This window comes from Desulfovibrio sp. SGI.169 (genome assembly GCF_050313595.1).
Lineage (GTDB): Bacteria > Desulfobacterota > Desulfovibrionia > Desulfovibrionales > Desulfovibrionaceae > Desulfovibrio.
Genome location: NZ_JBNPLS010000007.1, coordinates 1 through 12561 on the forward strand (window position 1 = coordinate 1; position 12561 = coordinate 12561).

Below are 12561 nucleotides of genomic sequence, written 5' to 3' on the forward strand. Positions count from 1 at the left end.
AACCTTTCCAGATGCCCATGCGGCTGTTGCCCATGAGGCCCACAACGGCTGTCAGAGAAAAGAGCACGAGAGCCGCGGTTTCGGCGGGGCCGATGCGCACGGCTACGCGGGCCAGGGGCGGCGCGGTGAAAATCAGAAGAATATTGCTGATGGTTCCTCCAATGACAGAAGCCCACAGGGTCAGCTCCAGAGCCCGCTTCTGTTCGCCCCGCCGGTTCATGGGGTAGGCGTCAAGCACTGTGGCGGCGGCCTCGGGCGTGCCGGGAATGTTAAAAAGGGTGGCGGTAATGGAGCCCGCGTAGCAGCCGCCTTTGTAACAGCCCATCATGGCCGCGATGGCAAACAGGGGGGACATGGTGAAGGTAAAGGGCAAAAGCAGGGCCATGCCCGTTACGCCCATAAGGCCGGGAATGGAGCCGCAGATCACTCCCACGGCATAGCCCAGCAGACAGCCGAGAATGTTGGACAGGGTAATGGCATGAGCGGCCCCCGCCAAAAGGTGGGAAAATATGTCCAGCATTGCGTTACCTCACTAACAGGGGCGAAAGCCAGATTTCAATGCCGCCTTGCGGAAGGGCCGCGCCAAGCATGGTAAAAAGCGCGTACAGGACAAAAGGGCTGACCAGGGCCAGCAGAGCAAGCTTCCGTACGCTTTTTTCTCCATAAAGCCAGCCGCACAATGCCAGGAAGAAGGCCGTGGGAAGAATGAAGCCAAGATGTTTCATGGCGTCGGCCCACAGCCAGATGCCGCCCAGCAGACAAAGTATCCTGCCCAAATCCGCAAGGCCGGGTTCCCAGAACAGAGGCGCGTCGTTCCGCCCGCGAGATCGCCATATCTCCCATGCATAGCAGGGCAGCAGGATAACCAGAGCGGTGTTCAGAAGATAGGGGTAGAAGGTTTCGGAACCTTCCGCCAGCACCTGGCCGGGGATGAGCAGCCAGTGGTTGGCCGCCGCAAGAAAGAGCAGAAACGCAAACCCCATGTAATCTTTCCGGATGCGCATGGAGCCTCCCTGGAGGAAAACCCGGCGGCACAAGCCGCCGGGCCGTTTCAATGTCGGATGCTCTAGTTTTCGCGCTTGAGGCCGACTTCCTTCAGCACCTTGCCCCAGATGAGCCGATAGTCTTCACAAAGACGCTTGTAGTCCGCGCCGTTGCGAAAGACGATCTTGGCATGCAGGGTGTCAGCAGCGCGCTGGCGGACGTCCGGCTGTTCCACGGCAAAACGGATGGCGTCTTCCATGCGCTTGCGGATATCCTCCGGCGTTCCGGATGGGAAGACCGCGCCCATGCAGGAATACTGGCTGAAGTTGTAGCCCAGCTCCTTGAGCGTGGGCGTGTCCGGCAGCATGGAAACGCGAAAATCGCTGAATACGGCCAGAGGGCGCACAAGCCCCGCCTGATAGGGAGAGACCGAAGCCGTTACCGACGTGTTTACAGCTTCGCAATGCCCGCCCGCCACAGCTGAAATGGCCTTGGGGTTGCCCTCAAAAGGCACGTTGGTCATGTGCGCCTTCTCATGCGCGGCCAGCCATGCCATTCCCAGGTGGTTGGTTGTGCCCTGTCCCGGCGTGCCGTAACGAATGGCCTGCGGGTCTTTTCTGGCGGCGTCCAGCAGTTCGCGCAGCGTTGTATATGGCGACTTGGAACTTACATACAGTATGTATTCGTACTGCAGGGGCGTAGCCACATAGACCAGCCTGGTCTCATCATAGGTAAGCTTGCGCATCTGAGGCAGAATGGAGAGAGTGGGCAGATTGGCCCAGGACATGGTGTAGCCGTCAGGCTCGGCCCGGCTCAGAGCCGCGATGGCCACAGCCCCGCCGGAACCGGGCTTGTTGACCAGTACCAGCGGCTGGCCCAGGAATTTTTCCATATGCGGGGTGATCAGGCGCACAAACAGGTCTGAGCTGTCGCCCGCGCCCAGAGGAATATAGACAGTAATGGGGCGCTGGGGCCAGTTGGCGGCGGCTTGCGCCATGCCGCCCAAAGCCAGCACGAGGCAAACAATCAGCGGGATGAAGCATGCCCGCAGAGGGGAGGCTGCGTTGCGCGCGGTACAGCCTGAATCGCTGGGGTATGTGCAATGATTTCGCATCGTAACTCTCCTTTTTGTTTTTCCAAAGCGCGTACGGCCTGCCCTGCCATAGTCGTTTGGGAAACTTTAGGCGAGAATATAAATTATGCTTGTGTTGCCCTCCTTGGTTATAATAAATATTATATTTATATTATTCTATATATTTTCTTCTCTCCAGTAATGCAATAACTGATTCTGTATTCAAATTGTATCTCATTCATTGTGTATGATAGGGCTTCTATTTTCAGCAGTGGAGTATTTTCATTTATATCAAGAATGTTTGCTTTGTTACTGTCAGCTAAAATGGAAGAAAATAATTCTTCAGTTTTGACAATTTGCGTCTTGTAATCTTCTTCAAGAACAATGTAGAGCGGCACGTTTTCCAGTCGTTTGCGACAGATCATGTCCAGACCGGCAAAACGTGAAACCGGCAAATAGGAATATGAAAGAACGCATTTGCGCTCTTCTTCATGAAAAACGCGTACAATTTCAAAAAGTTCTTCTTCAGCTTCCAGGCCCAGCGCCTTGTTTGCGGCCGGCATGCCCTTGATGCGGTTGACCCTCAGCAGTTTGACGGCATTGGGTGATTCTTTTTCATGAAAATCTTTCAACAGCAGATAGTAGCGGCGATGCTGCCGGGTGAATGACGCGCCGGAAACATAGGTGCCGCTGCCCTGACGACGGTACAGCCAGCCTTGATGCACCAGTTCCAGCATGGCGCGTTTGATGGTGCCGACGCTCATGCCGCAAATTTCGGCCAGTTTGCGTTCGGGCGGCAGCAGGCTGCCTTCTTTCCAAATTCCTTGTTGCACTCCGGCCAGAATGGCCATCTGCACTTTTTTATAGGAAGGCAGGTACTCCGCGTTGGAGATGGCGGCGCTTTGCTCCTGGAAAAATCGGGTCAAATTTTCCATGTGCTCTCCTTGGTATTGGTATATACATTTATATCAATATTCGTCAACGGGCTTGCGACGCATCTGCGTGAGCCGCCAAAGCCGTCGAGAACAAGCTATTTCAGAAAATTTCCTCTGTCTGCAAGAAAAATTTCATTTTCCCATTATTTTTTCTTGATAAAATTGATATAAACATTTATATCAATTCTTACGAGGCCTGCCCTTTCTTTCATCCTCAGCCAGTGTCGTGCCCGTGAGCCGCCCGCTGCCGGGCGCCGGGCCGATACGATTAGCGGGAGTTTGCATGAAACATGATTCCCCGTTTGTGTAGCGGATACTCACATGACTGAAAGATTTTGGAACCGGCGTACTCGTTGCCGTCGCCATTTTGTCAGTCTTATGGGATGCGTTGTTTTTTCTAACCGCTATTTTGGGAGGATGTCTGCATAAGCAAGTTGCATGCTGGATATTCTCTGGATGCATATTGCTGTATGCAAACAAAAGCGTCTGCCGGTCGAAGGGGATAAACATCTGATTCAAGGCGCTTGTTGCAACGGAACAGTTGCCCATAAATGCGAAACATTACCGCGCTGATAGGGCAGCGGGCAAAAGCAAAGGAGCTTCGATGAAACGCGACTATCCTGTTATAGATACCGACATTCTTATCGTGGGAGGCGGCAGCGCGGGAGCCATGTCAGCCATCCGGGCAAAAACCCTGTATCCAGACCAGGACGTTCTGATTCTGGAAAAAGGCGACATCAAGTATTCCGGCTGCATCGCCAGGGGTATGGACGCCCTGAATATCGTCGCCATTCCAGGCATCAGTTCGCCGGAAGAATATGTGGAAGGAAATGGTTTGGCTTGTGACGGCGTCATGGACGAGCCAGTCAACTACCGGATGGCTGAGCGCAGTTACGATGTCATGCAGCGTTTGGTTGACTGGGGGGTCTGCTTCCCGAAATACGACGGCGAATACGAGGTTCTGCAGGTACACCCCAAAGGCCGCTTCTGCGTCACAATGAAAGAGCCGGAACTCAAGACAATGCTGGCCGAAAAGGCGCAAAAACTTGGAGCAAAAGTGCTGAACCGGACCATGGCCGTGCAGTTGCTCAAGCATGACGGAGAGGTCTGCGGAGCCGTGGCCCTCAACGTGCGCACTGGCGCTCCCCTCGTAATTCGGGCCAAAAGCGTCATTCTTTCCGCCGGGGGCACGGCCCGCTTCGGCCTGCCGGACAACGGGCATCTCTACGGCGTCTACGATTTTCCAGGCAACACCGGCGACGGCTATATGCTCGCCTACCGCGCTGGAGCGGAGATGAGCGGTTTCGAGTACACGCTTGTCTACTATATCACTAAAGACATCAACGCGCCGCTGCTGTACATCACCCTTACCCGCGGAGCGCATCTGCTTAACGCCTTTAACGAGCGCCGCGACAAAGATCACCCGTCGATCAAATCCATGTTCGCGGAACATCTTGAAAACCAGGGCCCGTTGCGTATCAAACTTAATCATCTTCCTGAAGAAAAAATCAAGGAAATCGAAGACCTTCTTTTCACCACGGAACGTCCCGCCTGCCAGCGTTTTCACGAAGGGCGCAATAATGATTTCCGCACCGGCGAAATCGAACTCTGGCCCACCGAGGTCTTTCTCTGCGGCGGGCACGGCCTAACCGGCGTGCGAATCAACGAGGAAGGGGAAACCAACGTGCCCGGTCTTTACGCGGCCGGAGACACCTCGCTGTGCGCGCGAGGCCACCTTTCCGGAGCCTTTGTCTACGGCGAGATCTGCGCGGAGAACGCCGGAAAGCGCGCTGCCGCATTGCCGCATGTTCCCGTGGACGAGAGCGCTGTAAACGCGGTTCTTGATAAAATTGATCGCCGTCTGGCCCAGAGCGGCAACGAGATTGATGTGGACGAATTTGAGTACAAGGTTCGCCGGATCATCGGCGACTACTTGAAGCCCCCCAAAAACGCCTACAAGCTGGATCGGGCCATCTGGTGGATGCGGCGTTTCCGCAAGGAACTGGACACGCTGGTGCGCATTGAAGACGCTCATGATCTGTTCAAGACCTTTGAGTTGGAAAATATTATCGAATGCGGCTACCTGAGCGCGATTGCCTCCAAGGAGCGCAAGGAAACGCGTTGGTACCCGTGGCATTACAGAACGGATTTCCCTGAAAAGAACGACGCCGAGTGGAAAAAGCACATTGTGCTGACCAAAGGGGATGGGCCGGACGACGTATGTATTACACACAAGGACGTAATTACGATGACGAAAGGGGGTGAGAACTGATGGCCGGCTATCTTGGAGCGCTTTCAGACAACATTCGGGTAAACGCGGATAAATGTATTTTTTGCGGCAAGTGCGTTGATACCTGTGTTCTGGACAACCTGCGTCTCAAACTCGCCCCCTGCCGCCAGGCCTGCCCCATGGAAGTTAACGTGCAGGGCTATGTGCGGCTCATACTGCGCGGCGAGGAAGACAAGGCACGCGAACTCATCCGTGAAAAACTTCCCTTCCCCGAAATGGTGTGCCTGGTCTGCCATCATCCCTGCGAAGCTGTCTGCGAGCGGGGCAAGACCGACGCCCCTGTCAACATCCGCGGCCTCAAGCGCTATCTCTTCGACTGCGAATCTGGCAGAAGTGTTTCCTTGCCCTCTAGGGCTCCGGACAGCGGTAAAAGCATCGCCATTGTCGGGTCGGGGCCGGCGGGTCTGGTGGCGGCCTATGATCTGGCGCGCCAGGGGCACAGCGTCGTTGTGCATGAGATGAACGGCCTTGCCGGCGGCCAGCTTGCGAAGGGCATCCCCGCCTTCCGCCTGCCCGAAGAGACGGTGCGGCGCGAACTCTCTGTCTTGCCCCATCTCGGCGTTGAGTTCGCATTTCACAGTCGCATTGGCGAAGACAAAACGCTGACCGATTTGGAACAAGAGCACGACGCAGTGATTCTCGCGGCTGGACTTGGCCAAGGCAGGCGACTTCACACGCGGGGCGAGGAGCTGGTCGGGGTTCAGAACGGAACAGATTTTCTGGCTGCCGCGCGAGCAGGGAGCGCGCCGGAACTGCCTGGCAATGTCATCGTCATCGGCGGTGGCAACGTGGCCATAGATACGGCCCTGTCCGCATTACGCCAGGGCGCGTCCAGAGTGGCAGTGGCCGCGCTGGAGCAGCCCGCAGAGCTTCCCGCCTTTGCGCAGGAAGTGCGGCAGGCTCAAGAGGAGGGCGTCGAATTTTTGTGTGGCTGGGGGCCGGTGCGCCTGAATGAAACCGCAGGACGAGTCACAGGCCTTGTCTTGAGACGCTGTTTGCGGGTTTTTGATGATCAGGGCCGCTTCGCCCCGGTTTTCGACGAAAACGTCACCCAGACGCTGAATGCGGATCATGTTCTGATATCCATCGGCCAGATGCGCGAGCCCGGGGTATTGAATGGCTCCGGCCTCAGGCTTGAAGATTTGGCCTCCGTGGACAGCCTGACAAAACAATGGGGCAGTCGCAAGCTCTTTGTGGCCGGAGACTTTCTGACGGGGCCCGGTTCCGTGATTGGGGCCATGGCTTCGGGTCGCGCTGCGGCAGAATCCGCCCATCGCCTTGTCAACGGGCAGCACCTGCGTTATGGCCGAAACTATCCGGGCCCTGTGGAGACAGACTTCAGGGTGAATACAGACCGGGGCGCGGACGTTCCTCGGCAGGAGTCGCCAAACCATGTCTGCGAGGGAAAAGGCGACTACGCGGTGGTGGAGGGCAGCCTCAAACCCGAACAGGCGAGAATGGAAGCGGGCCGCTGTCGATCCTGCGGTTCAGTCTACGGCAAATACAGAAGTTGCTGCTTCTGTCTTCCCTGCGAAGTGGAATGTCCCGAACAGGCATTGCGTGTGGAAATTCCCTACCTTTTGCGCTGACCTCTCACATTTTCCGCGCCGGAATCGACTGGTTCCGGCGCGGTTCCATCTTTATGACGGGAGGGGGCGAATGACACGTCCTATGGCCTAGCCTCCTGTCTTTTCACCCGGGGCATTGGGCGCATCTGGCGTGTCAGCCGTAAGCTCGACTATGGTATGGCGGGAGTCAACGAAGTGGCCCTGGCGACAGGAGAAGCGCCTTTCGGCGGCGTCAAGGAAAGCGGCCCCGGACGCGAGGGAGGGGCCTACGGCCTCGAAGAATACACGGAGACAAAATACGTCTTACTCGTCGGAGGACTTGAAGACGTCTGAGCATATTCCGCATTATTTGCATCGCTCCGAGAGCAAAATCTCGGAGCGATGCTCATCAGTGAACGGACGCATGGTTCGCGGCATACCGACATTTTGTTTAATACAATGCGCCGCCCTGCCCGTATTCTTCATAAAAGGCTTTTTCCGCCTGAGAATCTCCGATGATGTACATTTCTTCCCCTTCCGCAAAAACATGGCTGGGGTCGGGGTTGATGTGCATGACGCCCTCGCGGTCGCGCAGGGCCACGACGCTGCAATGGGTTCGGCTGCGGATGCCGCTGCCCATGAGCGGCTTGCCGGCAAGACTTTTGCCCACGGCGCTGCGGAAAATGTTCAGCCCCTCGTTGATCATCAGCACCTTGCCGGGCGCCAGCAGGTTGATGATGCTGTTGGTGACCATGGAGGCCAGGGAGAGCACCAGGTCGGCACCGGCCGCATGCAGAATGCCCACATTGCGGTCGAGTGTGGCGCGGCTGATGATCTGGATGTCTTCGCGCAGACGACGGCAGTAGAGGGTCAGGTAGATGTTGGTGTCGTCGTCATGGGTGGTGATGAGCACCGAAGGGGCCGTGCGGATGCCCGCTTTTTCCAGCACATCCAGGTCGGCGGCGTCGCCCGCGATCAGGTGTTCTTTCGGCACGCGGGGTTTGGGATTTTTGTCCACAATGCTGTAAACGCGACCGCTGGCGTGCAGTTGCCGGGCCGCCGCCAGGCCCACACGTCCGCAGCCCAGAATGACCACCGGAGCCTCGTTGCAGGTCTTTGCGGCGGGGTCGCACGGGCCCAGCAGATGGTTGACGGCGTCAATCTGGCGACAGTCGCCGGCGATGACCATGACCGTGGTATCCGTAAAAACGGTGTCCGGCGCGGGAAGCAGGAATTTGCCGCGTTCCCACAGGCCCACCACATTGGCGCCGGTGGCGTTGCGCAGACCGCTTTCGCGAAGCGATTTGCCCACCAGCGGCGTGCGCATGACCGGGGCCTCGGCCACCACCAGCTCATTGTAGCGGCTGATCACACTGGAGCGTGCCTGCGCGTTGAGCACGCGCCGGGCCAGGGCTTCGCCCAGCAGTTTGTGAAACTGGAAAACATTTGAGGCGCCCGCCAGTTGCAGAATGTCGATGGCGTCTTCGCTCTGGGCCGCCGCCACAATGGGCACCCCGGCGTCCACCTCGCGGGCGGTGAAAACAATGTTGGTATTGCGCACGTCACTGTCCAGAGCCACCAGCATCGCGGCTTCGGGCAGGCGCAGGTTGCGGTATACCTCGCTTGAATCGTGTTCGCCCACCACAGCTTCGTAACCCTGATCCAGCATTTCCAGAGCGGTCTGGCTGTCGTGGCAGAGCAGCACGCAACGCGCGCCGTAGTTTTTCAGATCATCCACCAGGTTGAGGGCAATGGGACTGGTGCCGGCCACAATGACATGCCCCCTGGCGTCCACCGGGATGGAACGGGGCGTGTGTCCTTTTTTCTGCGCCTCCAGCCAGGGGGCGTAAAAAAACTGGATGAAAGTGAAGGGCAGCATGATCAGCAGCAAGAGCACCCCTGACATGAGCACCACGATGGAGAAAATTCTCCCCAGATCCGAGGTGAAGGTAATATCGCCGAAGCCCAGGGTGGACATGACCGTCAGCGTCCAGTACACGCCGGTCACCCAGGAAAAGCTGCGGTTTTCATGCTGCATGATGTAGTGAAAAAGAATGCTGTAGATGATGATAAGAGCCAGCAGCATGGCGAAAAAGCGCAGCAGGAATCCCATGTTGCGGCGTACGCCGCGCTGTTGCATGAACATGGTGATCTGTGACGAAAGAAATTTCATGGCGTCTGGTGAGGCTGAAGGTGAAAGACAGCAGAGCGAAACGCTTTTGAAAACGCATTCGCTCTGGGAGATCGCGAGAGCGGACGCCCGCGCCGCGCGCAAGCGGAAGAAGCGCGTTTCTCCGCGAGGCGAGGTCGGCGCATGGCGTAGTGGCTCAGGCTTGATCTGACAAATTTTTCCGTTTTGAGGTTTCTGCCTGTCCGCCTGGTTAAGCTGTCCGACCTTTTGGTTCCAGAGTTTTTTCCATCAGGCGGGGTTTGCATGGGCGTCCTGCCGCGGCGCATTTTACCTTGATGGGTTCGCTCGGTATTGTAATGCTCCAGCCCGATATCCAAGTCGCTCTGAAGCTCCTTCAGAGAGTGGTATAATTTGCGCCGGAACGCAACCTGGCAAAATTCAGGCGGAATGGTCTTGCGGAAACTTCGCGGATGCCGTTGGATTGCGGATGACGCGCCCTGATTCCGGCATGTTCGATGTCGTTCACACCAAGGTAAAGCTGGCAGTCATGCGTTTCCAGTTTGTCGCGGTATGCCGTGCCCCGATCCGTCAGGATACGGATAATTTCCATTCGCTGTGACGCAAAAAAAAGGCAAAACCCGGTCGTTCAGAAGGTCGGCTCCGGTGATGGGTGTTCCGGTGGGATAGAATTTGACTGTCGCCCATTTGGAATAGGTATCCGCAAAGGTTTGCTGATACCCTGAGCGCGACACATGAAAGGTGTTCTGACTGCCGGGATAGCCGGGATGATGGCTTTCAAGCTCTCCCGACGCCTCATCATCCCGTTTCTTGCACTCCAGAGCCTGTACTCGCGCTTCGGTCAGCGCCAGAGCTTGTTCAGCGGATATTTTTTCCAGGGCTGTCAGGCGCTGTCTCATGGAAGCAAGGTCATGGCGCAACCAGATGGAACGGAGCGATTTTTCAGATTCGTCTTTCCGCGGCTGAGCTCAAACGGGGCTTCAAGCCCGCCCGCGTCACGAGCGGCCTGATAGCGGTAAAAAGTATTCCCGGAAAAGCCATCAGGGTGAACCCCGCGTAATCAGCCAGGGAAAGGACGGGGGCCGCGTCCTTATGCCGGGGCGCGATTCAGATTGCCCTGACCATCATCCAGGGGGATGGCTCTTTTCTCGTTGCAGACGATCAGCACGCGCGGGCTGCTTTCAACGGGAAACGGGTATTCGATGACCTCCACACTGGCAAAGTGCCTCTCAAGCTGCTTGGCAAAAATCTCCAGCGAGTAGTCCCGCGGCAGTTCCACCGGCTTGTCCTTGCCCAGCATGCCGTGCGGCATGAATTCTGTAATCAGGTGGCGGGTTGTATAAGAGGCCAGGCATGACGCTATCAGTCGAAACGGCATTTTTTCTGTAAAAAAGAGATGGTGGGTGAGAGCGAGGGCTATGGCGGTATCCCCGGGCTGTTTAAAGGGGGTCAGCGAAACCCCTTGCTGCAAGAGCGTGATGGGCAGTGCCTCGCGCTGCAAGGTGAACCAGTTTTTTGCCATTGCAACATCGTCCGGCTCAATGGACAGGACTTCGCGCGCCCCCAATTTTGCCGCAAGTCTGGAGTATCGTCCTGCATTGGCGCCAATATCAACGAGATATTTGGGTCGAACAGCCTTGAGCATGGATGCGATAACAGCCTCTCGATTGTCTTTGCCTGGTGCTGGTTTCTTATATTCGTCTATTTCATCAGAGACATTATCGTAATACCCCCCCCAATCAGTTTTATGGTATTTGAAATCAACTAAATTTATCCGCTCCAATGTTGCGTTACAAATGTTTTGTGCGGTATAGTTACTATCAGTAACAAGTTTCAGTAAATCGAGATTATCAGTCAAAATATGAAATAGTTCGTGTGATATCCCCTGATTCAATCCAAGCCGGGCGACAGGTTCAAGATACGGAGACTTTTCCCTGATAAGAATAGGATATATGAAATACTTGATGAACTGGATAAAGGAAGACCTGAATATATCTTCATTATATGGAACGATAGAGCCAATATCGCACCATAAAGGTTTGTTATTTTCTTGAAAAATAATATTATGCGTATGTCCGTCAAATAAAGTAAGATTATGTGTTAGCAAATACAAAAATATATTGAGCACAAGCCGAGCGCTTTGTCTCACTGATTCAAAAGGTTGTTCCTGTAAGGCGACAGAGAAGAAGTTTGTTTTCTGATGATAAACGCTTGCATAGTCGCCAATTTTAATAGATGTTTTTTGCGTTTTGGGGATAAAACCCCTCTCCGTCATACGAGATAGAAGAATATCAAATTTCTCAGAATTGTGTATGGAGGATGTGGGCAAAACAGCTTTATAGTATTGCCCCTTATAGAGAAAAGAGTGCGTGTTTGCATCAAGAAATTTATATCCTACCCATGATACATCGCCTGGTTTTATATCTATAACATGCATAATGATTACCTTATTGTGCCATAATCGCTGTTAAGCTGGTTACATGAAGGCTGAGCATGGAACTTTTTGATTTTGAAAATGTACAATCTTCGCAGTACGGTCGCTTCGGTGCGTGGCGCGCACATGCCTACGTCTGCGCGGTGCTGGCCTCCGTTTACGATTAGCAGCGTATTTTCATTTGGAAGATGCGCTGAACTGTGACTTCCAGAGTTTGATGGCTTCCCAGGGCATATTGATGATAGTGGGCTTTGAGCTTGTCAGGTGTGCGTACAATGTCTGCCAATCGCCGCGGGGCACGACTGGCAGGTTCGTGTCTCTGCTGATCTCTATGGCTCTGTTGTCAATGCCGATTATGGTTGCGCGTCGTTTATGCTGCAACGCCCGAATGCCGGCATGAAGCCGTGTTCCGACATATTCAATGTTTTCGCTACGCAAGATATCATCCAAGGCGCTCAGGCGCGGTGGCAGTATGGTCACTTCCGGGCAGAGCCTGCGGCCGTATTCATAGTCCTGCGGGCCCTGCACCCACAGGTAAATATTTTTATAAAGTTTTTTCAACAGATGCATCAATGCGTTATCCATAGCTGGATGCTGATTGTAGTTTGTAAAAGTTACTACCACAGAATCAACCTTTGCTGTGGGAATGTCTGCACAGTATTCTTGCGTTAATCGCCACATGCTTGGACAGCCTGTATTGATGACATTATTAAATCCTATGCCGCGCAGCCTGTTTGTTGTATAGTTGTCTCGCAAAGAATGTATATAGTTTTTGTTTAACACACTGTATAATATATCTTTTGTATATTCATCAGGTTCATCTTCGTATTGCCACCATCCAAGGCCACATAAAATAACATCCTTTATATGAGTTTTATTCCTCTTTGTAATACCCCATTGATTATAGTTTGCCATATGGCTGTTTAAGCTGTTTGTTCCCGCAAAAAAAGTAAAATCACTTCTTTTTATATATGAAAGCGAATGACTCTCGATGCCTTCAATGTAAGGAATCTTGATCAGAAAAGCCTCCGGGAAAATTTCGTCGAAAAAGTCCAGTACGCCTTCCGTTATAATTGAATTTCCCAGGTTGTCATTGCATATGGTTGTATCAAAATACGAAATCAGCATCTGCGCCTCACAAGATTATTGC

At 54.3% G+C, this 12561-nt stretch carries 11 protein-coding genes and 1 pseudogene; 4 read left to right on the forward strand and 8 right to left on the reverse strand.

Going from position 1 to position 12561, the window contains the following annotated elements:
• From ACQRA4_RS05225 to ACQRA4_RS05240, 4 genes are all read right to left on the reverse strand, one after another.
• On the reverse strand, positions 1-520 hold a 520-nt coding region (locus tag ACQRA4_RS05225; RefSeq protein ID WP_427822036.1), incomplete at its 3' end, for a tripartite tricarboxylate transporter permease.
• Between the two features lie 4 nt (positions 521-524).
• Entirely contained in the window at positions 525-1004 is a 480-nt protein-coding gene (locus ACQRA4_RS05230; protein WP_427822037.1) for a tripartite tricarboxylate transporter TctB family protein, read from the reverse strand.
• A gap of 62 nt (positions 1005-1066) precedes the next feature.
• A complete protein-coding gene (locus ACQRA4_RS05235; protein ID WP_427822038.1) occupies positions 1067-2098 on the reverse strand; it encodes a Bug family tripartite tricarboxylate transporter substrate binding protein in 1032 nt (343 codons plus the stop codon).
• A 125-nt stretch (positions 2099-2223) separates the two neighbouring features.
• Complete coding sequence (locus tag ACQRA4_RS05240) at positions 2224-2991, reverse strand: GntR family transcriptional regulator (protein ID WP_427822039.1); 768 nt, start codon at positions 2989-2991, stop codon at positions 2224-2226.
• 438 nt (positions 2992-3429) lie between these two features.
• Here ACQRA4_RS05240 and ACQRA4_RS05245 point away from each other — a divergent pair, with 438 nt between their 5' ends.
• From ACQRA4_RS05245 to ACQRA4_RS05260, 4 genes and pseudogenes are all read left to right on the forward strand, one after another.
• On the forward strand, positions 3430-3564 hold the full coding sequence (locus ACQRA4_RS05245) for a hypothetical protein (protein WP_427822040.1): 135 nt from the start codon (positions 3430-3432) through the stop codon (positions 3562-3564).
• Between the two features lie 31 nt (positions 3565-3595).
• The gene (locus ACQRA4_RS05250) at positions 3596-5263 is read left to right on the forward strand and encodes an FAD-binding protein (RefSeq protein WP_427822041.1); all 1668 of its coding nucleotides are present in this window, start codon (positions 3596-3598) and stop codon (positions 5261-5263) included.
• The gene (locus tag ACQRA4_RS05255) at positions 5263-6870 is read left to right on the forward strand and encodes an FAD-dependent oxidoreductase (protein ID WP_427822042.1); all 1608 of its coding nucleotides are present in this window, start codon (positions 5263-5265) and stop codon (positions 6868-6870) included. The genes ACQRA4_RS05250 and ACQRA4_RS05255 overlap by 1 nt, the downstream gene beginning before the upstream one ends.
• A gap of 78 nt (positions 6871-6948) precedes the next feature.
• Positions 6949-7182, forward strand: a pseudogene (locus ACQRA4_RS05260) (aldehyde dehydrogenase family protein); the annotation flags it as partial.
• Positions 7183-7279: 97 nt separating this feature from the next.
• On the opposite strand, the gene ACQRA4_RS05265 reads toward ACQRA4_RS05260, so the two are convergent.
• From ACQRA4_RS05265 to ACQRA4_RS05280, 4 genes are all read right to left on the reverse strand, one after another.
• The gene (locus tag ACQRA4_RS05265) at positions 7280-9001 is read right to left on the reverse strand and encodes a potassium channel family protein (RefSeq protein ID WP_427822043.1); all 1722 of its coding nucleotides are present in this window, start codon (positions 8999-9001) and stop codon (positions 7280-7282) included.
• 503 nt (positions 9002-9504) lie between these two features.
• Positions 9505-9876, reverse strand: a complete 372-nt coding sequence (locus ACQRA4_RS05270) for a hypothetical protein (protein ID WP_427822044.1) — start codon at positions 9874-9876, stop codon at positions 9505-9507.
• A gap of 191 nt (positions 9877-10067) precedes the next feature.
• A complete protein-coding gene (locus ACQRA4_RS05275) occupies positions 10068-11414 on the reverse strand; it encodes a hypothetical protein (RefSeq protein WP_427822045.1) in 1347 nt (448 codons plus the stop codon).
• Between the two features lie 174 nt (positions 11415-11588).
• The gene (locus ACQRA4_RS05280; RefSeq protein WP_427822046.1) at positions 11589-12539 is read right to left on the reverse strand and encodes a polysaccharide pyruvyl transferase family protein; all 951 of its coding nucleotides are present in this window, start codon (positions 12537-12539) and stop codon (positions 11589-11591) included.
• Between the last annotated feature and the right edge of the window lie 22 nt (positions 12540-12561).